Here is a 24,297-nt window from a genome sequence, read left to right on the forward strand (position 1 = left end):
TAACGCTTCGCGCCTTCCTTTCACCAAATTTGCCTTGAACAAGGCCGGGTATGGTGCCGTGGGGTCGAGGCCGGCACGCAATCGACGACATCGGACAGGCGAACCTGGAGGACAATCGGCTTTTGCCGGTCGCACTCTTTTGAAGGACGTTTCGACATGGAAACCGTGACTTTGGCCGCGCCCGGCGGCGATCATTCGATCTGGGGCCTGTTCATGCAGGCGGGCTGGGTCGTCAAGTTCGTGATGCTCGGCCTCATCGCCGCATCGATCTGGACCTGGGCGATCATCGTCGACAAGATCATCGCCTACAAGCGCATGGACGCCTCGCTGAACCGTTTCGAGCAGGTGTTCTGGTCCGGCCAGTCTCTGGAAGAACTCTACCGCACGCTTGCCGACCGCAAGACGACCGGCATGGGCGCGGTGTTCGTCTCGGCGATGCGCGAATGGAAGAAGAGCTTCGAGAAGGGCGCGAAATCGCCGATCGGCCTTCAGACACGCATCGACAAGGCGATGGAACTCGCCATCACCCGCGAGATGGATGGGCTGGAGGGTCGTCTCGGCTACCTCGCCTCGATCGGCTCGGCGGCCCCGTTCATCGGCCTTTTCGGCACCGTCGTCGGCATCATGACCTCGTTCCAGGCGATCGCCGGCTCGCAGTCGACCAACCTTGCGGTTGTCGCGCCTGGCATCGCGGAAGCGCTTCTGGCGACCGCGCTCGGCCTTCTCGCCGCCATTCCAGCCGTCATCGCCTACAACAAGCTTTCCGCCGATGCGGGCAAGCTCGCCGGCCGCATGGAAGGCTTCTCGGACGAGTTCTCCGCCATACTCTCGCGCCAGATCGATGAGAAGGTCGCGCCTCGGGCCGCGGCCTGATCGCAGGGGAGACGAATCATGGGAATGTCGGTCGGACAGGCAGGCGGCGGACGCAGCCACAGACGGCGGGGCAAGCGCCACGCGCTCGTCTCCGAGATCAACGTGACGCCCTTCGTCGACGTGATGCTCGTGCTTTTGATCATCTTCATGGTCGCCGCGCCGCTGCTCACCGTGGGCGTGCCGATTGATCTGCCGGAAACGCGCGCCAACGCGCTCAATTCGGAGACGACGCCGATCACCGTTTCGGTCAACGCCGACGGGCAGGTCTATCTTCAGGAGACCGAGATTTCGCTCGACGACATCGTTCCCACGCTCGAGGCCATCGGCACCACGGGCTATGACGAGCGCATTTATGTGCGCGCCGATGGAGCGGCGAACTACGCCATGGTCATGCGCGTACTCGGCCGCATCAACGGCGCGGGTTACCGCAATGTGGGTCTCGTGACCCTTCCCGAGGATAGCTGAGCAAACAGATGAAAGCCGGGCTGACGACATCGGTGGCCATGCATGTCGTGCTGATCGGGGCGGGGCTGGTGAGCCTGTCGTCGCCGACGCCGCTCGAAAGCTCGAATTTCGAATCCTTCCCTGTCGAGATGGTGCCGATCTCGGAACTGTCCTCCTCCGTGCGCGGCGAGATGGAGGCACCCGTCTCCGAGCGTCCCGCGCCGGAACCGACGACCGCCGAAAGCCAGGTCGAGAACGTGCAGAATATCGGCGACAACGAGGTCGACCTGCCGAACGTAGCCGCGCTGCCGGGTAACCGTCCGATCGAATCGGCCGCTCCTCCACCGCCTGCCGAGGAACCGCCTCCGGCGCCTGTTCAGGAGGCCGAGCCGACACCCGATCCCGAACCTGCTCCGCCGCCGGCCGCCGAAGCGCCGCCTCCCGAGCCGGAACCCGAGCCAGCGCCGGTCGAGGCCGAAACGCCGCAGCCGACCGAGCAGGCCGTGGCACAGGAACAGCCGCGCGATGCCGTGGCGCTGCCCGACAGCGCGCCGCGTCCGCAATCCCGTCCGCAGCCGCAGGTCGCCCAGCAGCCGCCGCAGCGCGAGCCGGAACGCCCGCGTCCGACGCAGGAAACCGCGCAGCAGCCTTCGCAGGAAAGCGATTTCAACGCCGACGAGATCGCGGCGCTTCTTTCCCAGGAAGAAGCACGCGGCGGCGGTGCGTCCCGTTCGAACGAGCAGGCCTCGCTCGGCGGGCGCAACACGACCGGCGCGACGTTGTCGCAAAGCGAGATCGATTCGCTGCGCAGCCAGGTGTCGCGCTGCTGGAACCCGCCCGTCGGTGCGGCGGAAGCGGAGAGCATGGTCGTGTCGATCCGGCTGCGGCTCGACCCGTCCGGCGCGCTCGACGGCAACCCCGAGATCGTTTCGGGTCGTGGCGCGTCGATGGCCGAGCGTGCGGCGGCGGACGCCGCGCGCCGCGCGGTCATGCGCTGCGCGCCGTTCAACGCACCGGCCGACAAATACGAAGCCTGGGCCGACGTCCAGTTCAACTTCGATCCCAGAGACATGTTCTGACCCCACCCGTCGCGGCAGTTTCCCGTGTCCGGACAATGAGGCGATAAACGATGATGAAATTTCTGAAGACCTGCATTGCGATCAGCGCCGTTGCGCTCGGAGCGGCCGTTGCCGCTACCGCGCCCGCCCGCGCCCAGCTCCAGATCGACGTGACGCAAGGCGTCGTCGAGCCGATGCCGGTCGCGGTGACAGACTTCCTGTCGAGCGACAATGTCGGGGCCGAGATCAGCCAGGTCATCGAGGCCAATCTGCGCCGTTCGGGGCTTTTCGCGCCGATCGCCCGCAACGCCTTCATCGAGCGCATTTCCAATCCGGACGTCGCGCCGCGCTTCAACGACTGGACCGTCATCAACGCGCAGGCCCTCGTCACCGGCCGCGTCAGCCAGGAAGCGGACGGTCGCCTTCGCGCCGAGTATCGCCTCTGGGACACGTTTTCGGGCCAGCAGGTCGTCGGCGAGCAATATTTCGCCAACCGCCAGAACTGGCGGCGCATCGCCCACATCATCTCCGATTCGATCTATGAGAATTTGACCGGCGAGAGCGGCTATTTCGATACGCGCATCGTCTATGTCGACGAATCCGGGCCGAAGAACCAGCGCGTCAAGCGTCTCGCGATCATGGATCAGGACGGCGCGAACCAACGCACGCTGACCGATGGCCGCTCGATCGTCCTGACCCCGCGCTTTTCGCCGACGCGTCAGGAAATCACCTACATGTCCTATGAGGGCGGCACGCCGCAGGTCTATCTGTTGCAGATCGAAACCGGCCAGCGCGAACTCGTCGGCAACTTTCCCGGCATGACCTTCGCGCCGCGCTTTTCGCCAGAAGGCCAGCGCATCGTGATGAGCCTTCTGCGCGACGACGGCAATTCGAACATCTATTCGATGGATCTGCGCTCACGCTCGACGACGCGCCTGACCAGCTCCAACGCCATCGATACCTCGCCGACCTATTCGCCGGACGGCTCGCAGGTGGCCTTCACGTCGGATCGCGGCGGTCGCCCGCACATCTACGTGATGGGCGCGGACGGCTCAAACGCGCGCCGCATTTCGTTCGGCGACGGCTCCTATTCGACGCCGGTCTGGTCGCCGCGCGGCGACCTCATCGCCTTCACCAAGCAGAACGGCGGCCAGTTCCAGATCGGTGTGATGCGCACCGACGGTTCGGGCGAGCGTATCCTGACCACCGGCTATCTGCAGGAAGGCCCGACCTGGGCGCCGAACGGCCGCGTCATCATGTTCTTCCGCGAAGTGGCGGGCGCGGCCGGGCCGGCGCTGCATTCGATCGACCTGACGGGCCGCAACGAACAGCGCATCCCGACGCCGAATTTCGGCTCCGACCCCGCCTGGTCGCCGCTTCTCGAATAGTGTGGCGCAGAGGACACGGACCGGCCCCGGTTTGGCCCCAATCGGCCTTAGCGTCACCAGTGTTCGCCAACAATTGGCGAATCAAATTGAATCCAGCCTGTTGAGGCCGTGTTAACCTTGTCATGGTTACTGGTAGATCAACGAAACCCACTAGCGCGAAGGAGAGGCGGCCATGCGCCGTATCGCAGCCATCACCCGTAGCCCCCTGATCGTCGCGCTCGTCGCCGGTCTTGCCCTTTCGGCCTGCGCCAGCAGGAACACGCCCAACAACGCCGCCGATCTCGGCCTCGGCGGAGGCGCCGGCTCGGGCATCGCCGCCACCCCCGGCTCCAGCCAGGACTTCACCGTCAATGTCGGCGACCGTATCTTCTTCGATACCGATTCGACCGTGATCCGCGCCGACGCGCAGCAGACGCTCGCCCGTCAGGCACAGTGGCTGAACCAGTACCGCCAGTACGGCATCACCATGGAAGGCCATGCCGACGAGCGCGGCACGCGTGAATACAACCTCGCGCTGTCCGCCCGCCGTGCCGCCGCCGCTCGCGACTATCTCGTCAGCCAGGGCGTTCAGGCCAATCGCGTGCGCACCATCTCCTACGGCAAGGAACGTCCGGTCGCCGTGTGCGACGACATTTCCTGCTGGTCGCAGAACCGCCGTGCGGTCACCGTCATCGACGGCGCGGGCAGCTGATCCATTTTTGCAACAATCTCAGGCGACGGGGGCGGCTTTCGGGCCGCCCTTTTCATTTCGGGCAGGTAAAACAAAATTTGGCCGAACTCGGCAACGTTAGGTAAAAGCGAAGGGCAGGCGTTCCATTCGGGGTCTGTTTCGACACAATCATCGTCAAGCGAGAGACATGATGAGATTTGCAACATTAATGAGTTGCGCGATTGCACTGCCACTTTTGGTGGCGTCCCCCGTATTCGCGCAGACGAGCGACCAGCGCGTCCTCCAGATGGAAGACCAGCTTCGCCAGTTGAACGGGCTCGTGGAAGAACTCAACTTCCAGGTTCTCCAGATGCAGGACCAGCTTCGCCGCATGCAGGAAGACAACGAGTTCCGCTTCCAGGAACTCGAGGGCGGTTCCGGCGGCGGTTCGGGTTCGTCCACCAATTCGGGATCGAACGATCAGGGCAGCTTGCCGCCGCCCGCGACCAATGACATGGCGCAAGCGACTTCGCAGCCCCAGCCCCAGCCGAACGCTGGCGGCGGGTTGCCGGGCGTCGGCGGTTCCGGTGATCTTGGCGTGCCGCCGCGCGAACTCGGCTCCATCACCTTCGATGCCGACGGTAATGTGCGCGGGGGCGGCGTTGCCGACCCCGTCGCCCCGCAACCGGGCGTGCCGGGCGCATCGTCGGACGGCACGACGGTTGCTGCCCTGCCTCCGGCGAACGACGCCGGCCAGCTTTACCGCAATTCCTACGAATTTATCCTGTCGGGAGATTATGCGACCGCCGAGGCCGGGTTTCGCGACCTGATCGCGCGCTTCCCGCAGGACGAGCAGATTCCCGACGCCCAGTTCTGGCTCGGCGAAGCGCTCTTGGGACAGGAGCGCTACCGCGACGCCGCCGAAACCTTCCTTGCCGCCAGCCGCGATCATCCCCAGTCGCGCCGCGCGCCCGAAATGCTCTTCAAGCTTGGCGTGTCGCTTGCCGCGCTCAACCAGCGCGAAGTCGCCTGCGCGACCTTCAACGAGGTCGGCCAGCGCTATCCGCAAATGTCCGAGGCGCTGAAAGAGCGTGTCGCGCAGGAAAAGCAGCTCACCTCCTGCTGATCCGCGAGCCTGCCATGCGGCTCGACCCTGAACGGCTCTTCGCGCCCCTCGACCTTTCCGCCCGACGCACCGTTCTCGTCGCGGTTTCAGGTGGCAGCGATTCCACCGCGCTTCTTCATCTTTTCAGTTCATTTGCCGAACGACACGGCATTCGCGTCGTCGCGGCCACCGTCGATCATGCCTTACGTGCCGAATCCGCAAACGAGGCGCGTTCCGTCGCGACCCTTTGCGCCGCGCTTGGCATCGAGCATGTGACCTTGCGCTGGTCGGGCGACAAGCCGTCCACGGGCATTCAGGCGGCAGCCCGCCTTGCCCGCTACCGTCTTCTGGCGGAAGCCGCGAAGGAAGCCGGCACCAATCTCGTCCTTCTCGGTCATACCGAGGACGACCAGCGCGAAACAGTCGCCATGCGCCGCGCGCGTGCATCCGAAGGCGGGCGCGGGGACGCGGGCATGGCACGCGCCACGCTTTACGACGAATGCACATGGTTCGCCCGGCCGCTGCTCGACGTCTCGCGTGCAGATTTACGCGCCTATCTGACGGACCGGCATATCGGCTGGATCGACGATCCCTCCAATTGCGACCCATCCTACGAGCGCGTCCGCGTGCGTCACAGCGGCGCGACCGCACAGGCAGACGCCACGTCGCGCCTCACCGAAAACGCACACGCCGCGATCCTCCTCGCCTCCGTCGAACAGGCGTCGCCCGGCCTTTTTCGATTGGATGCCGACATCGTGACCGCTCCCGGCGCGGCCACGGCTTTGCGCATGCTCCTCGCCGTCATTGGCGGCACGGATCACCTGCCTGATCGCGCGCGGGGCGAGGCGCTCGTCGCGCGTCTTGCAGCGCCACGCCTGCGCGCCACATTGTCGCGCGCGGTGGTCGACAGGCGAGGTGGTTCGATCTGGCTTCACCGGGAGCGCCGCTCCCTGCCGCCTCCGATGCCTTTTTCGACTGACGCGATCTGGGACGGGCGCTATCGGCTGATCGACGCGCCCGGTGCGGACGCCACCCTTGCCCCGATTGGGGAAAATGCAGGCGAAATCGATGTGCCGATCCCGGAGCGCGCCAGCCAAGCCCTTGTTCGTGCTGCGCTTGCCGCCGAACCGGCGCTTTATCAGGGCGGGTCGTTCGTCCGTCCCCTGCGGCGCGACGAAGCCCGTCCGGTTCTCGGCCCGTGGCGGCTTTTTCTACCTACTTTCGATCTTGCGCCTGCCGCCGCGCTGCGACATGTCCTCAGCCTGCCGGATTTGCCGCCATCGCCTTGGCGCGACCACATTCGCGAATGACCTTAACCTTCCCTTTGCGCTGCGCTTGGCAAGGGTTGGGTATCTTCCTATGTTAGCGGCAAGCCAGATGGCTCGGACTTTCGCCCGCAAGGCGGGCATCAACGGGATGGACGATGAATCCGAATTATCGCAACCTCGCGCTGTGGGCGGTCATCGCCGTCCTTCTGATCGCGCTTTTCAATCTTTTCCAGGCGCCCCAGCAGCGCGGCGCGGCGCGCGAAGTGCCGTATTCGGAGTTCGTCCAGGAGGTCGAGAGCGGCCGCGTCCAGTCGGTGACGATCACCGGCAGCCGCATCACCGGCACCTATAACGATTCATCGCAGGGCTTCCAGACCTACGCGCCGACCGACGCCAATCTCGTGCCGCGGCTCGAAGAGCAGGGCATTACGATCAATGCCCGCCCCGAAACTGACGGGTCGAACTCGATCTTCGGCTATCTGCTCTCCTGGCTGCCCATGATCCTGATCCTCGGCGTGTGGATTTTCTTCATGCGCCAGATGCAGTCGGGTTCCGGCCGCGCCATGGGCTTCGGCAAATCCAAGGCCAAGCTCCTGACGGAAGCGCATGGCCGCGTGACTTTCGCCGACGTCGCAGGCGTCGACGAGGCCAAGCAGGATCTTGAAGAAATCGTCGAGTTCCTGCGCGATCCGCAGAAATTCCAGCGCCTTGGCGGCAAGATTCCGCGCGGCGTGCTCCTCGTCGGCCCGCCCGGAACGGGCAAGACGCTGACTGCACGCGCCGTCGCGGGCGAAGCCAATGTGCCGTTCTTCACCATTTCCGGTTCGGACTTCGTCGAAATGTTCGTCGGCGTGGGTGCATCCCGCGTGCGCGACATGTTCGAACAGGCCAAAAAGAACGCGCCCTGCATCATCTTCATCGACGAAATCGACGCGGTCGGCCGCCATCGCGGCGCGGGCCTCGGCGGCGGCAATGACGAGCGCGAGCAGACGCTGAACCAGCTTCTCGTCGAAATGGATGGCTTCGAGGCGAATGAGGGCATCATCCTGATCGCGGCGACGAACCGTCCCGACGTTCTCGATCCGGCGCTCCTGCGTCCGGGCCGCTTCGACCGTCAGGTCGTCGTGCCGAACCCGGACGTTCAGGGCCGCGAGAAGATTTTGAAGGTTCATGTGCGCAACGTTCCGCTCGCACCCAATGTCGACCTAAAGGTCATGGCGCGCGGTACGCCCGGTTTCTCCGGCGCGGACCTTGCCAATCTCGTCAACGAGGCAGCGCTGATGGCGGCGCGGCGCAACAAGCGTCTCGTTACCATGGCCGAATTCGAGGACGCCAAGGACAAGATCATGATGGGCGCGGAGCGGCGCTCCAACGCCATGACGCAGGCCGAAAAGGAACTGACCGCCTATCACGAGGCCGGCCACGCGATCACCGCGCTGCACGTTCCCTCCGCCGATCCGCTCCACAAGGCGACGATCATCCCGCGCGGTCGCGCGCTCGGCATGGTCATGCAGTTGCCCGAGGGCGACCGCTATTCCATGAGCTACAAATACATGGTCTCGCGCCTCGTCATCATGATGGGTGGCCGGGTTGCCGAGGAGATCAAGTTCGGCAAGGAGAACATCACCTCCGGCGCGTCGTCCGACATCGATCAGGCAACCAAGCTTGCCCGTGCGATGGTCACGCGCTGGGGCTTTTCCGACAAGCTTGGACAGGTCGCCTATGGCGAGAATCAGGAAGAGGTCTTCCTCGGCCATTCCGTCGCGCGCCAGCAAAACATCTCCGAGGAAACCTCGCAGATCATCGATGGCGAAGTGCGCCGCCTGATCGACGAGGCCTATACGGAAGCCCGCCGCATCCTGACGGATCATCGCGACGAGTGGCTGGCGATCGCCGAAGGGTTGCTCGAATACGAGACGCTGTCGGGCGACGAGATCAAGCAGTTGATCAAGGGCGAAAAGCCCGCGCGGGATATGGGCGACGACACGCCGCCGACGCGTGGCTCGACGGTTCCGAAGGCCGGCAAGCGCCCGGACGTTAAGAAGGGCGGCGAGGAGCCGGATGCCGGCATGGAACCGCAGCCTCAGGGCTGAGGATCGCCGTGACGCGAAATCGAAAAGCCGGGCCTCGCGCCCGGCTTTTTTGTCCTTTTCCCACAGGGAGAAAGGAGCAGCGCCACTTCGGTCTGACCGATTGCAGTCCTTTCGCGCGCGTATAAAGTCGGTGCGCATGGAAAATCCGCCAGATAAATCCCCGATCGCAATCATCGGTGCCGGCATCGTCGGCGTCTCGACCGCGATCTGGCTTCAGCGTGCGGGCCACGACGTCATCCTCATCGACCGGGCCGGACCGGGCGAAGGCACGAGCTACGGCAATGGCGGCGTTCTCGCCTCGGCGGCCATTATCCCGGTCACGGTTCCCGGCCTGATGGCCAAGGCTCCCGGCATGCTGCTGTCGCGCGATCAGCCGCTTTTCATGAAGTGGTCGTATCTGCCGCGCCTTGCCCCGTGGCTGCGGCGTTTTCTCTCCCATGCAACGGCTGACGAGACACGCCGGATCGCCGCCGCGCTTCATGCGGTCATCGGCGACAGTCTGTCGGACCATCAGGCACTCGCCTCTGGCACGGAAGCGGAACGATGGCTCGTGCCGTCCGACTACGTCTTTCTTTATCGCGACCGGGCGGCGTTCGAAGCCGATACGTTCGGATGGGAAATTCGCCGCGCGCATGGCTTCGAATGGGACGAACTCGAAGGCGAGGCGCTGCGTGACTACGACCCGGTTTTCTCGCCCGAAATCGGCTTCGGTGCGCGATTGGCCAATCATGGCCGGATCGCCGATCCGGGCCACTATGTGAAAGACCTCGCCGCTCATGCCGAAGCCAACGGCGCGCGACTCCTGAAAGCGCAGGTGGACGATTTCGTCATCGAGGATGGTCGCGTCACCGGTCTGCGGGCAGGCGGCGAGACGATAGACTGTGCCGGCGTCGTTCTGGCGGCCGGCATCTGGTCGAAGGACCTGGCGCGAAAGCTCGGCGTGAACGTGCCGCTCGAAAGCGAGCGCGGCTATCATGTCGAACTTGTCGAGCCGAGCGTCATACCTCGGTCTCCGGTGATGATCGCGTCGGGAAAGTTCGTGGTCACGCCGATGGACGGGCGGTTAAGGCTTGCCGGTATCGTCGAGTTCGGCGGCTTCGACGCGCCGCCCTCGCGCGCGCCTTTCGACTTGTTGATGCGCAACATCCGCGCCGCGATGCCGGGCCTGACATGGAAGGAAACGCGCGAATGGATGGGCCATCGCCCAACCGCATCCGATTCCATTCCCCTGATCGGGCCGTCGCCGAAGATTGCCGGTGCATGGCTCGGCTTCGGGCATCATCATGTGGGGTTGACCGGCGGACCGAAGACAGGGCGGCTTCTGGCGCAGATGATTTCAGGCACCGCGCCGAATATCGACATGCGCCCTTATGCGCCAGCGCGCTTTTGCTGATCTCCGGTTGAGAATCGGTCGAGCGCGGCGCGCGCAGCATTGTGATGGCGGGCGCGGATATGCGGGCGAACAGCAGCGAGCGCTGCCGTCAGTACGGCGATATCGTCGGTGAAGCCAAGGCCCAGAAGCATGTCCGGCACCAAGTCTAAGGGCAGGACGAAATAGGCGAGCGCGGCAAGCAGCGTTCCGCGTACGCGAAACGGCGTCTTCGGATCGAGCGCGGCGTAATAGGCCGCGACCAGTTCCTCCGCAAAAGGAATGTGGCGCGCCGCACGCGCGAATGTGCGCCAGAATCCGCGTGCGACGCGCTTTGCACGGCGCGTGTTCGCGGCCTCGTCGCCCGGTTCCAAAATGTCGTCGATGGTCGCCTGTTTCATGGCTCCAAACCCCGTGTTTCACGGTACTCAGATGGGAAGCCGCGAGGCCGTCTTCAACGTTCCGTGATTTTGTCGATCTTGGCCGCGAGGTCGAAATCGCGCTGCGAAAGCCCGCCCGCATCATGCGTCGTCAGGCGAATATCGACCTTGTTGTAAACGTTCGACCATTCGGGGTGGTGGTCGGCCTTTTCTGCTTCCAGCGCGCAGCGCGTCATGAAGCCGAACGCTTCGTTGAAGTTTCTGAACTTGAACTTTCGCGAGATGCCGAGGCCGTCTTCGTCGCGCGTCCAGCCGGGTAGGGCAGCGATCGCCTTTGCGATCGCGGCCTCGTCAAGTTTTGCGACCGGCATTATCGTTCTCCTCTTCGACGGCGCATCGGGTCTATCCGAAAACCGGTGCCCACTTTTCGGCCCGACGCTACCGCGCCTGCCATGCCGGTTGCGGCGACAGGCCCCAATCCGCGCCTGCGCCGGTTTTTTCATTCGCATCGAGCGGCCAGGTCTCTTCGATCACATAGGGCCCACCGCCGACCGAATCGCGCGAGGACATCATGACGAAGCGGGAGACAGTAAAGGGCGCGGTCGAGAAATTTCCGCGCTGGGACAGATAATGCGCGACCTCGCCCGGCGTCACGTTGCGCAGGCGCGCGACCGTCACGTGAGGCGTGAACTTGCGTGCGTCGGCAGGCAGGCCGAGCCGCCGGCAGATGCGGTCGATCTCGCCCTGCAGCGCGTGAAGCGCGGGAGAGGGCGCGATACCGGCATAAATTGAGTGCGGCTTCTTGGAGCCGAACGCGCCGACGCCGGAAAGGGCGAGCGTGAACGAGGCGCGATGCACGCGGTCGAGCGCACCGGCAATTTCGTCTGCGACATGGCCTTCGACGTCGCCGAAGAAGCGCAGCGTCAGATGATAGTTTTCGGGGTCGATCCAGCGCGCGCCGTAAAGGCCGCCACGTAACAAAGACAATGAAAGAGCTGCATCGCGCGGGATTTCGAGTGCTGTGAACAATCGCGGCATGTCTGGTCCTTCCCCTTGATCCACCGGCAATTCAAGCGCGGTGCCCTGCGCTTCGGCTGGATTTTGAAAAAAGGCCGAAGGCGGGATCGAAGCCCGAAGATCGGGCGAGAGCCGGTTGGTCAGAAAAACGCGTCGGAAATAGCGGCATCTGCCGTCCGGGAATTGTCACCGGCACTCCGAGTCCGGCCTGTTCACCTCCTCGAATCGACTGCGTCTGCCTTAAACGAATCATCGCTGGCTTTGGTTCGCAAGCGATTTTGCAGCGCAGCGTAAATCATCAACGGTTAAAGCCTCATTCCTGCGCGTTCAGCCATGCCTCGACCATCGGAAGAACGCCCTCGACCATGCGGTCGACACCCGCGGCGCTCGGATGCATCCGGTCCTCAAGCGTCATGCCGGCGACGGTCGTCACCCCGTCTAGGAAGAACGGGTAGAGTTCGAGGCCGAACTGTGCGGCCAGATCGGGATAGATCGCGTCGAAGCGTTCGCCGTAATTCGCGCCGAGATTGGGCGCGGCGAGCATGCCCATCAGCATGATTTCGATGTCGCGCGCTTCCAGGCGCTCGATCATTTCGGCCAGGTTGCGGCGGGGAATGTCCGGGTCGACACCGCGCAGCATGTCATTGGCGCCGAGGCCGAGGATGACGAGGTCCGTCCCGTCCGGCACGGACCAGTCGAGCCGGGCCAGGCCCGCCGTCGTCGTGTCGCCGGAGACGCCGGCATTGGCGATCACCACATCGTGACCGCGCTCGCGCAGCGCCGCTTCCAGCTTTTCGGGAAAGGATTCGCCCGGATTGAGCTGGTATCCGGCCATCAGACTGTCGCCGAACGCGACGATCTGGGCCTCCTGCGCGCGTGCGGAGCCGATCGCCGCCATCGCCGCGAAGCAGGCTGCGACCAAAACGCGTATGGAAGAATTGAACGCCATCATCGAAAACCCATATTCGACCAGCCGGAATCCCGGCCCATTCGGGAACGGTCGTTCCCATCATGGCATCATATAGGAGCGATCGTCCTTGGCAGAACCCGTCATCCGCATGAAGGACGTTTCGCTCACGCTCGGCGAGGGCGCGTCGTCGGTCCACGTCCTGAAGGGCATCAGCCTCGATATCGCCGCTGGTGAGACGGCCGGCATCGTCGGCCCTTCCGGTTCGGGCAAGTCGACGCTCCTGATGGTGCTCGCCGGGCTGGAGCGCATCGACGCGGGCACGATCGCCATCGCCGGCGAGGATTTGACGAAAATGAGCGAGGACAGGCTCGCCGCCTTTCGCGGCAGGAATGTCGGCATCGTCTTCCAGTCCTTCCACCTGATCCCCAACATGACGGCGCTCGAAAATGTCGCCGTGCCGCTGGAGCTTGCCGGCCGTGCTGACGCGTTCGAGATCGCGGAGCGCGAATTGACGGAGGTGGGCCTGAAGGACCGTCTCACCCACTATCCCGGCGAGTTGTCGGGCGGCGAGCAGCAGCGCGTGGCCATTGCCCGTGCGCTCGCGCCGTCGCCGCGTCTCCTTATCGCCGACGAGCCGACGGGCAATCTCGATCAGGCGACCGGCAGGCAGATTTCCGACATGCTGTTCGCCAAGGCCGCCGAGCGCGACATGACCTTGATGCTCGTCACGCACGATCCCGCACTTGCGGCGCGCTGTTCGCGCCAGATCGCGATCCGCTCGGGTCGCATCGAGGCCGAACCGCAGCAGCTTCACGCGGTGACCGCGTGAATTCGCGCGACGTCTCGCTCGCCTTCCGTTTCGCCGTGCGCGAGATGCGCGCCGGGCTTTCCGGCTTTTTGATCTTCATTGCCTGCATCGCGCTCGGGGTCGCCGCCATAGGCGGCGTCAATTCGGTCGCGCAGGCGATCACGCTCGGCGTTTCCAATCAGGGCCAGACGCTGCTCGGCGGCGATATGCGCTTCGAACTCGTCCACCGCGAGGTGAACGACACAGAACGCGCCTTTCTCGATGCTCAGGGCGATGTCACCCACACGGCCGGCATCCGCTCCATGGTGCGGCTCGAAGACGGGTCGGACCAGACGCTGGTCGAAGCGAAGGCCGTGGACGAGGCCTACCCGCTTTACGGCGCGGTCGAAACGACCCTTGCCGAACCCTTCCAGGACCAGCTTGCCGAGCGCGACGGCGTTTTCGGCGCGGTTGCGCCCGACATCCTCTTCCAGCGTCTCGGCCTTGAAGTCGGCGACCGCGTCATGCTGGGCGAGCAGGCGTTCGAGCTTCGCGCCGAACTCGTCAATGAGCCTGACGCCATCTCGGACGGCTTCGGCCTTGCGCCGCGTTTTCTCATCTCGATGGACGGGCTTCGCGCTTCCGGCCTTTTGCAGGAAGGCAGCCTCGTCGAGCACGGCTACAAGATCCGCATGCCGCTCGGCACGTCGGAAGACGAGATCGAAGCTGTGCGCGAAGCAGCCGGAACCGATTTTCCCGAGGCCGGCTGGTCGATCCGCTCGCGCACCAACGCCGCGCCCGCGCTATCCTCCAACATCGAGCGCTTCTCGCAGTTCCTGACGCTTGTCGGCCTCACCGCGCTCGTTGTCGGCGGCGTCGGCGTGGCGAACGCCGTGCGCGCCTATCTCGACGCCAAGCGCGGCGTCATCGCCACCTTCAAGAGCCTCGGCGCGTCGGGCGCGCTGGTCTTTGCGATCTACCTGATCCAGATCCTCATCATCGCGGTCGTCGGCATCGCCATCGGGCTGGTGCTGGCCGCGCTTATGCCGTTTGCCGCAAGCGCGATGCTCGCGGCCGTCCTGCCGATCCCGTCCGAGGGCGGCCTTTATCCGGGCGCTCTGGCGCTGGCTGCCGTCTTCGGCCTTATGGTTACGCTGGCCTTCGCCATTCTGCCGCTAGGGCGAGCGCGCGACGTTCCGGCGACCGCGCTCTTCCGCGAACTGGGGCTTGAAGGACGCGGCCTGCCGCGTGCCGTCTATGTCGTCACCGCAGCCGCCATCGCGATCGGTCTTGCCGTGCTCGCAATCGGCTTTTCGGGCGACAGGCGCATCGCGATCATCTTCGTCGGGGCGGCGATCTTCGCCTTCCTCGTCCTGCGCGCCGTCGGTTGGCTTGTCCAATTCCTCGCCAAACGCGCGCCGCGCGTCTCTTCCACCGCGCTGCGGCTTGCCGTGGGCAACATTCACCGCCCGGGCGCGCTGACGCCCTCCGTCGTCCTGTCGCTTGGCCTCGGGCTGACGCTTCTCGTCACGCTGGCGCTAATTGATGGAAATCTGCGCCGCCAGATATCCGGAAACCTACCGGAACAGGCGCCGAACTTCTTCTTCGTCGACATTCAGGCGAGCGAAGTGGACGATTTCGCCGCTCTGGTCGAAGCGGAAGCTCCCGAAGGCAAGCTCATTCGCGTTCCGATGCTGCGCGGGCGTATCATGGCTATCAACGATGTCGACGTGCGCGAAATCACCGTGCCGCCGGAAGGCGCATGGGTGCTGCGCGGCGATCGGGGCATTACCTATGCGCAAAATGTGCCGGAAAATTCGACGCTTACCGCGGGCGAATGGTGGCCGGCTGATTACGACGGCGAGCCGCTCGTCTCCTTCGCGGCCGACGAGGGGCAGGAGCTTGGTCTGGCGCTTGGCGACACGATCACCGTCAATGTGCTTGGCCGCAACATCATTGCACAGATAGCGAATTTCCGGCAGGTCGAGTGGGAATCGATGGGCATCAACTTCGTCATGGTGTTCTCGCCCAACACGTTTGCGGGCGCGCCGCATTCCTGGCTGGCGACGCTCTCCGACGACGGGGCGAGCGCGAGCGAGGAAGCACGCATCTTGAATTCCATCACGCGCACGTTCCCGTCGGTCACGTCGGTGCGCGTCAAGGATGCGCTCGACATCGTCAACGAGATCGTCGCCCAGCTTGCCATCGCCATTCGCGCGGCGGCGGCGGTCGCTCTGGTCGCGTCCGTGCTCGTCCTTTCGGGTGCGCTGGCCGCCGGCAATCGCGCGCGGGTCCACGATGCGGTGGTGCTCAAGACGCTCGGCGCGACACGGCGCACGCTGATTTCGGCCTTCTCGCTCGAATACGCCATCATCGGCCTTGCGACGGCAACCTTCGCGCTCTTTGCAGGCGGGGTTGCCGCGTGGTTTGTCATCGCGCGCATCATGGGCCTCCCATCGGCCTTTTTGCCCGAGGTTGCGTTCTCCACGATCGTCCTCGCGCTGGTGCTGACGGTCGGCTTCGGGCTGGTGGGAACATGGCGTGTTCTCGGCCATAAGGCCGCGCCGGTGCTCAGAGAACTTTAGGAAAGGCGCATATTTTTTACGGTTGGGACCAATTGCCGCCGCTCACGGGGTGTTTCAGGGCCGGTTTGGTCTTGTGAACGCAGCAAAGAATGCGCATATTCTGCGTCAGGCATGCTGGAGTCCCGCCAGCGGCGCCTGGGGCGTTTGATCTCAAACGGCCCGACACCGGACGGGACGCATAGCAAGAGGAACCATTCACATGGCTGACCTTCGTAATTATCAGGCGCGGTACGGGGCCGCTGGCGGCGTCCAGGCCGACGCGTCGATCGACCAGGGCCTGCGCTCCTATATGCTCAGGGTCTACAATCTGATGGCGCTTGGCCTTGCCATCACCGGCGTTGCCGCGCTCGGCACCGTTTCGCTGGCCGTCACGTCCGATCCGGGCCAGGCCGTCGCCACGCTCGGCAACGGACAGATGCTCACCTCGCTCGGCGCGACGCTTTACGGCTCGCCGCTGCGCTGGGTCGTCATGCTCGCTCCGCTCGCTCTCGTCTTCTTCCTGTCGTTCCGCATCGACAAGATGAGCGTATCGGCCGCACAGACGACGTTCTGGGCCTATGCCGCGCTGATGGGCGTGTCGCTGTCGTCGATCTTCCTGGTCTACACGGCCCAGTCGATCACGCAGACCTTCTTCATCACTGCGACCGCCTTCGGCGCTCTGTCGCTGTGGGGCTACACGACCAAGCGCGATCTGACGGGCATGGGCTCGTTCCTGATCATGGGCGTGTTCGGCCTGATCATCGCGATGATCGTGAACATCTTCCTGCAGTCTTCGGCGCTTCAGTTCGCCGTCTCGGCGATCGGCGTTCTCGTCTTCGCTGGCCTGACCGCCTACGACACGCAGAAGATCAAGGAAATGTACTACGAGGGTGACGGTGCCGTTGCCATGGGCCGCAAGGCGATCATGGGTGCGCTGCGTCTTTACCTCGACTTCATCAACCTGTTCCTGTTCATGCTCCAGTTCATGGGCAACCGCGAGTAGTCGCGGCGAACGAATAGCTGGATCGGGGCGGCCTTTTGGCCGCCCTTTTTCGTTTCGTTGCAAGGCGTGATATTTCAATCGATTGGAGCGTGCGGCGCAGCATTCCGTTACAAGCTGCCATCTGCTATCGGCAATCCACCCAGTTAATCAGGAGAAGATTGCAGATGACGGAACGTCTCGAAGATATCGCGCTCGCCATGGTTGCCGACGGCAAGGGCATCCTCGCCGCCGACGAAAGCTCCGGCACGATCAAGAAGCGTTTCGATGCAATCAAGGTGGAGTCCACCGAAGAGAACCGCCGCGACTATCGCGAGCTGATGTTCCGCGCCGACGCCGCCATGAAGAACCACATCTCCGGCGTCATCCTCTATGACGAGACGATCCGCCAGAAGGCCGCCGACGGCACGAAGCTCGTCGATCTTATCAAGGCCGCTGGCGCTGTTCCGGGCATCAAGGTCGATGCCGGTGCCAAGCCGCTTGCCGGTTTTCCCGGCGATACCGTCACCGAGGGTCTCGACGGCCTGCGCGAACGTCTTGCCGACTATTACAAGCTGGGCGCACGCTTCGCCAAATGGCGTGCCGTGATCGACATCGACGAGGAAAACAACGTCCCGTCAGCCACGTCGATCGACGCCAACTGCCATGCGCTCGCGCGCTATGCGGCGCTTTGCCAGGAAGCGGGCATCGTGCCGATCGTCGAGCCGGAAGTCCTGATGGACGGCGCGCACGATATCGACACCTGCTACGAGGTGACCAAGGTCACGCTGCTCCAGCTTTATTCCGAGCTCTACGCGGCCGATGTGAACCTCGAAGGCACGATCCTGAAGCCGAACATGGTCATTCCCGGCAAGAAGTCGGGCGCCAAGGCGTCACCCGAGCAGATCGCCGAAATGACGCTCAAGGTTTTCCGTGAGACCGTTCCCGTCGCCGTTCCGGGCATCGCCTTCCTGTCGGGCGGCCAGTCCGACGAGGAAGCGACCGCCAACCTCAACGCCATAAACGCGGCAGGCCCGCTGCCGTGGAAGGTCACCTTCTCCTATGGCCGCGCGCTTCAGGCCGCACCCCAAAAGGCATGGGCCGGCAAGGCGGACAACGTCGCCGCCGCGCAGGCCGCCTTCGCCCACCGTGCGAAGATGAACGGCCTTGCCGCTCAGGGCAAATGGTCGGCAGACCTCGAAAAGCAGGGCTGATACACCGCCACTTGCAGGTCACAGTGACGCACAAGCCCGGATGACCCTCATCCGGGCTTTTTGCTGCCAGCTTGCTCGCTATAATCGGGCGATGTCGCTTCTGCCGCTCCTCACCTGGCTCGCCTTTCCAGTCTATGTCTGGCAGGGACTTTCCGTGCGCCGCCGCGTGGCACGCATGCTGCCGGCCGAAGGCCCCGTCATCCACCGCATCGCGGGGGAGGGGGAGCCGATCAATCTTCTGGTTCTCGGTGACTCATCTGCCGCGTCGGTCGGCGTCGAAAGCTCCGAGCGCGGCCTAGCCGCGCGGATCGCGCAACGTGCGCATGAGGCCACCGGCCGTCCCGTCGTCTGGCGCGCGGCCGGCTTCAATTCGGCGACCGCCGGACGGCTGCGTGACCATGTCGTGCCGAACATGGACCCCGGCCACTGGACGCATCTGGTCCTGACCGTCGGCTCCAACGATGCAAAGAACTTCCACACCGGCCGCCGGTTCAACCGCGAATTCGGCACGCTGCTTTATGCGCTGCGGGCCAAATGGCCGGAAGCGCGCGTCGTGTGGTCGCCGGTCGTGGAAATGTCCTTGATGCCGGCGCTGCCGCCCGCGCTAGGGCGCATCCTCGAAATTCGTGCCGGGCTGATCAATTACTGGGGCCATCGCCTGTGTCTTGAACGCGGCGCGGTGCCTGCCACGCGCCTGCCGATCGACGACCCCATCGCCGGCTTTTCGCTCGACGGTTTCCATGCGTCGGAAGCCGGCTATGACCGCTGGGCCGAGCATCTCCTGCCGATCCTGCTCGATACCGATATCGTCGAAGCGTAATTGCGCTTGCGCGTTTCAGTAAGGCCGGATCAGCACCGTCAGCATCATGACGGCGATCGCCGCCACCGCGATCTTCCAGAAATCGCCGCGTTTTCTCAGGCCCGGAATGCCGATCGGCTTGATGATCTGCACGACCATCGCGGCGATGAACAGGAAGGCGACGACTTTCGACTGCATGTTTTGCGAATCCCCTGTCACCTTCCATAGCAGGTATGGGCACGTCTGTCCGACTTTCGCCGCGCTGGACAGGCCCGCTGTCGGCCCGCTACCAATTCGGAAGAGAGGGAGGAACATATGGCATCGCGCTATCACGAGACCTATGCACGCTGGCGGGCCGACCCGGACGGCTTCTGGCGCGAGGCGGCGCGGCTGGTCGACTGGGTGCGCGAGCCGGACCGGATTTTCGATCCGTCCGCCGGAATCTACGGACGCTGGTTTCCCGATGCGATCTGCAACACCTGCTACAACGCTGTCGACCGTCATGTGGAAAACGGCCGCGCCGACCAGCCCGCACTGATCCACGACAGTCCCGTCACCGAAACCCGGCGCACGCTGACCTATGGCGACCTCAAGACCGAAGTGGTCGCGCTGGCCGCCGTGTTGCAGGACCGTGGCATCGAGAAGGGCGACCGCGTCATCATCTACATGCCGATGGTGCCCGAGGCGGCCGTCGCCATGCTTGCCTGCGCGCGGATCGGCGCGGTGCATTCGGTCGTCTTCGGCGGATTTGCCGCGCGTGAGCTTGCCACCCGCATCGACGACGCGAAACCGAAAGCCATCATCGCCGCTTCCTGCGGCATCGAGCCGACGCGCGTCGTCGCTTACCAGCCGCTTTATGACGGTGCGATCGCGCTGGCCCGGCACAAGGTCGAGACCGTCATCGTCCTTCAGCGCGAACAGCAGACCTGCGAACTGACGCCCGACCGTGACATCGACTATGCGTCCACCGTCGCGAAGGCCATAGCGGAAAAGCGCGACGTGGAATGCGTGCCGGTGAAGGCCACCGATCCGCTCTACATCCTCTACACTTCCGGCACGACGGGCCAGCCCAAGGGCGTCGTGCGCGACAATGGCGGGCATCTCGTCATGCTCGCCTGGTCGATGGAAAACGAGTTCGGCATCAAGCCGGGGGAGGTCTTCTGGGCGGCGTCGGATGTCGGCTGGGTCGTCGGCCACTCCTACATCGTCTATGCACCGCTCTTTCATGGCTGCACGTCCATCGTCTTCGAGGGCAAGCCGGTCGGCACGCCCGACGCCGGAACCTACTGGCGCGTCATTTCAGAGCATGGCGTCGTCGCGCTCTTTACCGCCCCGACCGCCTTTCGCGCCATCAAGGGACAGGACCCGAAGGGCGAATTCATCGGCAAATACGATCTGTCGAAATTCCGAACCCTTTTCCTAGCCGGCGAGCGGGCCGATCCCGAAACGGTGAAATGGGCGGAAACCCATCTTGGAAAACCGGTCATCGACCATTGGTGGCAGACCGAAACCGGCGCGCCGATCACGCAGAACCCGGTCGGGCTCGGCATGTTGCCGGTCAAATACGGCTCGCCCGGTGTTCCGATGCCCGGCTGGGACATGGCGATCCTCGATGATGCCGGCCACGTAGTTCCGCACGGCACGCTCGGCAACGTCGTCGCCAAACTGCCGCTGCCGCCCGGTTCCTTTCCGACGCTGTGGAACGCGGACGACCGCTTCAAAAGCGCCTATCTCGACGAATTCCCTGGCTATTACAAAACCGCCGACGCGGGCATCATCGATGAAGACGGCTATCTTTTCATCATGGCGCGCACCGACGACATCATCAACGTGGCCGGCCATCGTCTGTCGACCGGCGGGATGGAGGAAGTCATCGCCGAACATCCCGACGTCGCCGAATGCGCCGTCGTCGGGATTGCCGACACGATGAAGGGGCAGATTCCCTGCGGCTTCGTGGTTCTGAATGCCGGTGTCGACCGTCCCACCGGCGAGATCGAGCGCGAAATCGTCGCGCTGGTGCGTGAGAAGATCGGCCCCGTCGCGGCCCTGCGCACCGTGGTCTCGGTCAAGCGGCTGCCCAAGACCCGCTCGGGTAAGATCCTGCGCGCGACCATGCAGAAGATCGCCGACCGCGAGGATTGGTCGATGCCCGCGACCATCGACGATCCGGCGGTACTGGACGAAGTCAGCGCGGCGCTGAAGGGACGCGGGATCGGTTAGGAACGATCTGCGTCAGCCCTGTTCGAGCTTCCGGTAAAGCTCGACGATCCAGTCGATGAAGACGCGCACGCGCAAGCTGAGATGGCGGTTGGGCGGGTAGAGCACATGAATGGGCGTCGGCGACGGCGGCGTTTGCGCGAGCATTTCGACGAGCGCGCCTCGCTCGATATGCGCCCTGATCGAGTAGCGCGGCACCTGGATGATGCCGATGCCTTCGAGCGCGGCCGCCAGTAGCGATTCGGTTCCGCTCACCACCAGCCGGGTCGGAAGCGTAACGGTGCGCAGTTCGCCATCGACCTGAAATTCCAGCGGCATCACGGCCCCCAGCCGCGATGAATGGAACCCGACCATCCGGTGCCCGTCGAGCTTGTCCCAGCGCTTGGGCATGCCGAATCGCTGGACGTAACCAGCGGAGGCGATCGTCGCCTCGCGCAGCAGCGCGATCTGCCGACCGACGAGGTCGCTTTCCTGTGACGCGCCGGCGCGTATGACGCAGTCGAACCCTTCGCGCACCGGATCGACGAACCGGTCGGCCTCGCTGAGATGGAGATCGATTTGAGGATACCGGTCGAGGAATGCCGGCAGGTGTGGCAGGATCATTTCCCGTGCCTGGCTGCCAAGCACGTTGGCGCGCAGCAAACCGCCCGGTTCGGCGGCGCTGAACGCGCTTTCAGCGTCCTCGATGTCGCCCAGAATATCGACGCAGCGCCGGTAATAGGCATCGCCGTCCAACGTCACGCGAACCTGCCGTGTCGTGCGCTCCAGAAGACGCACGCCGATGCGCCGTTCGAGCTTCTTGATCGCATCCGTCACGGTCGAGGCGGGCAGCGCCAAATCTTCCGCCGCGCGCACGAAGCTCTGCCGCTCTACGACGCGCGTAAAGACGAGCATGGCGTCCAGACGATCCATAATCCGAAAATCCCGAATAGTGTACGCGAATTATGATGGTTTATCCGAACGGCAACAGCAACCAGATAGTGCAGGCAAAACCGAAAAGGAAAACGACATGTCAAAGGACGTCAAAATCGCCATCGTGACCGGCGCCAGCCGCGGGCTCGGGCGCAACACCGCGCTTGCGCTCGCTCGTCGCGGCATCGATGTGATCGGAACCTATCATTCCAACGCGCAAGAGGCCGAAGCCACCGCGAACGAGGTGCGCGCTCTTGGCCGTCGCGCGGTCATGCTTCAGCTCGATACCGGCGCATCCGCGACGTTCCCGGATTTCGTCGAGGCGGTGAAAGCTGCGCTGAAGCGCGACTGGCAGCGCGACAATTTCGACTATCTCGTCAACAATGCCGGTATCGGCATCAATTCGCCTTTCGCGGAGACGAGCGAGGCCGATTTCGACCGCCTGATGAATATCCATCTCAAGGGCGTGTTCTTCCTGACGCAGAAGCTGTTGCCGGTCATTTCCGATGGCGGGCGCATCGTCAATTTGTCGAGCGGCCTGGCCCGCTTCTCACTGCCCGGCTATTCGGCCTATGCGATGATGAAGGGCGGCATCGAGGTTTTGACGCGTTATCTCGCCAAGGAACTGGGATCGCGCGGCATAACGGTCAATGCCGTCGCGCCGGGCGCCATCGAGACCGATTTCGGCGGCGGCGTCGTGCGGGACAACCCGGACGTGAATGCGCATGTCGCCGGCACGATCGCGCTTGGCCGCGTCGGGGTGGCGGACGATATCGGCCCGGCCATCGCCTCGCTCCTGAGCGACGACAATCGCTGGGTCAACGCGCAGCGTATCGAAGTTTCGGGCGGCATGCTGATCTAGATTTCAGCTACATTCCCTTGCGTAATATAAGCTGGTTCTGATGTGATCGGTGTGGTTATATTCTTCCCGTAAACAACGGGAGGAATTTCAATGCCTAGCAAGTTGAAAACTTGGCCGGCAGTGGCGGCTGTTGCAACTGCAACGGTCGTCATTTTGCCGGCTGCGGCGCTGGCGCAAGGTCAGGGACCGGGCCTCAGCCACGAGATCGTGCTTTCCGAACTTCAGGACCCTTGGGACATGGCGTTCTTGCCGGACGGCACCATGTTCTTCACGGAAAAATGCCGTGGCCTTTCGGTATTGCTGCCGTCCGGGGACGTCAATCCGCTTCTGGGCATGGGGGACACGGAGGGTTTTTCCAGCGCCGGGGATGATCTGTTCTGCGAGGGTCAGGCCGGCATGAACGGCGTTGCCGTCGATCCCGATTTCGACGAGAACCGTTTCATCTATGTCTATTCGGCGTCAAATCTGACCGAGCCGGGCGGAAACCGTGTCCTGCGGATGGTGGTCAATGACGATCTCAGCGAAGTTTCGGACCGCACCGACATCGTCGACGACATTCCCTACAAGCCAGTCGCAACGGATCAGCCTTTCGGCGGGCCCGGCGCGCATAATGGCGGACGCATCCGTTTCGACCCCGAAGGCCATCTTTTCGTGACGACGGGCGACACGCACAATGCCGAAGTGCCGCAAAGCCCGACGCTGCTCGGCGGCAAGGTGCTGCGCATCGACCGTGACGGCGAGCCGATCGAGGGCAATGGCGCGCCCGAAGGGTTCGATCCGCGCATCTTCACTTATGGCCACCGCAACGTTCAGGGCATCGCGTTCCGCCCCGACACCGGGCAGCCGGTCGTCGCCGAACACGGTCCATGGCATTCCGACGAAATCACCGCGCTGGTCGCCGGCGGCAATGGCGGATGGGACCCGCGCCCCGACGAGGCCGGACGCGGCGAGTGCCCCGATGGCTACTGCGGCTACGAGCCGAACCAGATGGATGAGATGAATCCGCAGGAACGTGCCGAATATATGCCGATGACGGATCTTGCGACCTATCCGGACGCCATGAAGCCGGCATGGAACAATAACGGCCTTTCTCAGGGAAGTGTCTCCGCCGCGTTCCTTTCGGGCGATCAATGGGGCGAATGGGATGGCCGTCTGGTCGTCGGTCTGATGGGGATCGGCTTCGGCGGAACGCCGGTCGGCCAGCGTATCGACATCATCGATCTGGCTGAAGACGGGCTTTCGGTCAACGACGTGTCGGAAATGGAGCTTCCGATGGAGTCCGGGCGTTTCCGGTCGCTGGTGCAGGGGCCGGATGGCAATCTCTACGCAGCCATCGACGAGGGCGACATCTACCGCATCACGCCCGAATAGGTCGGTGCAGGCCGCATCGCCAAAAGGCCGTGCGGCTT

23 protein-coding genes are annotated in these 24,297 nt (G+C 64.0%); 17 read left to right on the plus strand and 6 right to left on the minus strand.

Annotated elements, in window-relative coordinates:
- Nucleotides 1-156: 156 nt before the first annotated feature.
- The 9 genes from tolQ (at nucleotide 157) to ACX82Z_RS20665 (ending at nucleotide 10,271) form a co-directional block, all read left to right on the plus strand.
- On the plus strand, nucleotides 157-873 hold the full coding sequence (gene tolQ, locus ACX82Z_RS20625; RefSeq protein WP_459590963.1) for a protein TolQ: 717 nt from the start codon (nucleotides 157-159) through the stop codon (nucleotides 871-873).
- Between the two features lie 18 nt (nucleotides 874-891).
- Nucleotides 892-1,338, plus strand: a complete 447-nt coding sequence (locus tag ACX82Z_RS20630) for an ExbD/TolR family protein (protein ID WP_459590964.1) — start codon at nucleotides 892-894, stop codon at nucleotides 1,336-1,338.
- Nucleotides 1,339-1,346: 8 nt separating this feature from the next.
- On the plus strand, nucleotides 1,347-2,396 hold the full coding sequence (locus tag ACX82Z_RS20635; protein ID WP_459590965.1) for a hypothetical protein: 1,050 nt from the start codon (nucleotides 1,347-1,349) through the stop codon (nucleotides 2,394-2,396).
- A gap of 50 nt (nucleotides 2,397-2,446) precedes the next feature.
- The gene (gene tolB / locus ACX82Z_RS20640; protein WP_459590966.1) at nucleotides 2,447-3,763 is read left to right on the plus strand and encodes a Tol-Pal system beta propeller repeat protein TolB; all 1,317 of its coding nucleotides are present in this window, start codon (nucleotides 2,447-2,449) and stop codon (nucleotides 3,761-3,763) included.
- Between the two features lie 172 nt (nucleotides 3,764-3,935).
- On the plus strand, nucleotides 3,936-4,454 hold the full coding sequence (gene pal, locus ACX82Z_RS20645) for a peptidoglycan-associated lipoprotein Pal (RefSeq protein WP_459590967.1): 519 nt from the start codon (nucleotides 3,936-3,938) through the stop codon (nucleotides 4,452-4,454).
- A 169-nt stretch (nucleotides 4,455-4,623) separates the two neighbouring features.
- Nucleotides 4,624-5,538: a tol-pal system protein YbgF gene (gene ybgF, locus ACX82Z_RS20650; protein WP_459590968.1), complete on the plus strand. Its 915-nt coding sequence runs from the start codon at nucleotides 4,624-4,626 to the stop codon at nucleotides 5,536-5,538.
- 14 nt (nucleotides 5,539-5,552) lie between these two features.
- The gene (tilS, locus tag ACX82Z_RS20655; RefSeq protein ID WP_459590969.1) at nucleotides 5,553-6,827 is read left to right on the plus strand and encodes a tRNA lysidine(34) synthetase TilS; all 1,275 of its coding nucleotides are present in this window, start codon (nucleotides 5,553-5,555) and stop codon (nucleotides 6,825-6,827) included.
- 113 nt (nucleotides 6,828-6,940) lie between these two features.
- A complete protein-coding gene (gene ftsH, locus ACX82Z_RS20660) occupies nucleotides 6,941-8,878 on the plus strand; it encodes an ATP-dependent zinc metalloprotease FtsH (protein ID WP_459590970.1) in 1,938 nt (645 codons plus the stop codon).
- A gap of 136 nt (nucleotides 8,879-9,014) precedes the next feature.
- Nucleotides 9,015-10,271: an NAD(P)/FAD-dependent oxidoreductase gene (locus tag ACX82Z_RS20665; RefSeq protein ID WP_459590971.1), complete on the plus strand. Its 1,257-nt coding sequence runs from the start codon at nucleotides 9,015-9,017 to the stop codon at nucleotides 10,269-10,271.
- On the opposite strand, the gene ACX82Z_RS20670 is transcribed toward ACX82Z_RS20665, so the two are convergent.
- From ACX82Z_RS20670 to ACX82Z_RS20685, 4 genes are all read right to left on the minus strand, one after another.
- The gene (locus ACX82Z_RS20670; RefSeq protein ID WP_459590972.1) at nucleotides 10,247-10,648 is read right to left on the minus strand and encodes a YkvA family protein; all 402 of its coding nucleotides are present in this window, start codon (nucleotides 10,646-10,648) and stop codon (nucleotides 10,247-10,249) included. The genes ACX82Z_RS20665 and ACX82Z_RS20670 overlap by 25 nt on opposite strands.
- A 53-nt stretch (nucleotides 10,649-10,701) precedes the next feature.
- On the minus strand, nucleotides 10,702-10,998 hold the full coding sequence (locus ACX82Z_RS20675; RefSeq protein WP_459590973.1) for a 4a-hydroxytetrahydrobiopterin dehydratase: 297 nt from the start codon (nucleotides 10,996-10,998) through the stop codon (nucleotides 10,702-10,704).
- Nucleotides 10,999-11,065: 67 nt separating this feature from the next.
- Nucleotides 11,066-11,665 carry an RNA 2',3'-cyclic phosphodiesterase gene (gene thpR / locus ACX82Z_RS20680; protein WP_459590974.1) on the minus strand — a complete coding sequence of 200 codons (600 nt, stop codon included), beginning with the start codon at nucleotides 11,663-11,665 and terminating at the stop codon, nucleotides 11,066-11,068.
- A gap of 292 nt (nucleotides 11,666-11,957) precedes the next feature.
- On the minus strand, nucleotides 11,958-12,593 hold the full coding sequence (locus ACX82Z_RS20685) for an arylesterase (protein ID WP_459590975.1): 636 nt from the start codon (nucleotides 12,591-12,593) through the stop codon (nucleotides 11,958-11,960).
- A gap of 88 nt (nucleotides 12,594-12,681) precedes the next feature.
- Here ACX82Z_RS20685 and ACX82Z_RS20690 point away from each other — a divergent pair, with 88 nt between their 5' ends.
- The 5 genes from ACX82Z_RS20690 to ACX82Z_RS20710 all read left to right on the plus strand — a co-directional run bounded on the left by ACX82Z_RS20690 (nucleotide 12,682) and on the right by ACX82Z_RS20710 (nucleotide 18,918).
- Nucleotides 12,682-13,383 carry an ABC transporter ATP-binding protein gene (locus tag ACX82Z_RS20690; RefSeq protein ID WP_459590976.1) on the plus strand — a complete coding sequence of 234 codons (702 nt, stop codon included), beginning with the start codon at nucleotides 12,682-12,684 and terminating at the stop codon, nucleotides 13,381-13,383.
- 44 nt (nucleotides 13,384-13,427) lie between these two features.
- Nucleotides 13,428-15,926 (plus strand): ABC transporter permease, encoded by a 2,499-nt coding sequence (locus ACX82Z_RS20695; protein ID WP_459911911.1) that lies wholly within the window; start codon nucleotides 13,428-13,430, stop codon nucleotides 15,924-15,926.
- 199 nt (nucleotides 15,927-16,125) lie between these two features.
- A complete protein-coding gene (locus ACX82Z_RS20700; RefSeq protein ID WP_459590977.1) occupies nucleotides 16,126-16,908 on the plus strand; it encodes a Bax inhibitor-1/YccA family protein in 783 nt (260 codons plus the stop codon).
- Nucleotides 16,909-17,072: 164 nt separating this feature from the next.
- Nucleotides 17,073-18,098 (plus strand): class I fructose-bisphosphate aldolase, encoded by a 1,026-nt coding sequence (locus ACX82Z_RS20705; protein ID WP_459590978.1) that lies wholly within the window; start codon nucleotides 17,073-17,075, stop codon nucleotides 18,096-18,098.
- 91 nt (nucleotides 18,099-18,189) lie between these two features.
- Nucleotides 18,190-18,918 carry an SGNH/GDSL hydrolase family protein gene (locus ACX82Z_RS20710; protein ID WP_459911913.1) on the plus strand — a complete coding sequence of 243 codons (729 nt, stop codon included), beginning with the start codon at nucleotides 18,190-18,192 and terminating at the stop codon, nucleotides 18,916-18,918.
- Nucleotides 18,919-18,933: 15 nt separating this feature from the next.
- On the opposite strand, the gene ACX82Z_RS20715 is transcribed toward ACX82Z_RS20710, so the two are convergent.
- A complete protein-coding gene (locus ACX82Z_RS20715) occupies nucleotides 18,934-19,095 on the minus strand; it encodes a hypothetical protein (protein WP_459590979.1) in 162 nt (53 codons plus the stop codon).
- 117 nt (nucleotides 19,096-19,212) lie between these two features.
- Here ACX82Z_RS20715 and ACX82Z_RS20720 point away from each other — a divergent pair, with 117 nt between their 5' ends.
- Nucleotides 19,213-21,117, plus strand: coding sequence for a propionyl-CoA synthetase (locus ACX82Z_RS20720; RefSeq protein WP_459590980.1), 1,905 nt, complete (start codon nucleotides 19,213-19,215; stop codon nucleotides 21,115-21,117).
- A gap of 12 nt (nucleotides 21,118-21,129) precedes the next feature.
- Here ACX82Z_RS20720 and ACX82Z_RS20725 read toward each other — a convergent pair whose 3' ends face one another.
- Nucleotides 21,130-22,026, minus strand: a complete 897-nt coding sequence (locus ACX82Z_RS20725) for a LysR family transcriptional regulator (protein ID WP_459590981.1) — start codon at nucleotides 22,024-22,026, stop codon at nucleotides 21,130-21,132.
- Between the two features lie 97 nt (nucleotides 22,027-22,123).
- Between ACX82Z_RS20725 and ACX82Z_RS20730 the strand changes: the two genes are divergently transcribed.
- Both ACX82Z_RS20730 and ACX82Z_RS20735 read left to right on the plus strand, forming a co-directional pair.
- Nucleotides 22,124-22,888, plus strand: coding sequence for an SDR family NAD(P)-dependent oxidoreductase (locus ACX82Z_RS20730; RefSeq protein WP_459590982.1), 765 nt, complete (start codon nucleotides 22,124-22,126; stop codon nucleotides 22,886-22,888).
- A gap of 90 nt (nucleotides 22,889-22,978) precedes the next feature.
- Nucleotides 22,979-24,259, plus strand: coding sequence for a PQQ-dependent sugar dehydrogenase (locus tag ACX82Z_RS20735; RefSeq protein WP_459590983.1), 1,281 nt, complete (start codon nucleotides 22,979-22,981; stop codon nucleotides 24,257-24,259).
- The last annotated feature ends 38 nt before the right edge of the window (nucleotides 24,260-24,297 follow it).

Source organism: Aliihoeflea sp. PC F10.4 (genome assembly GCF_054612275.1).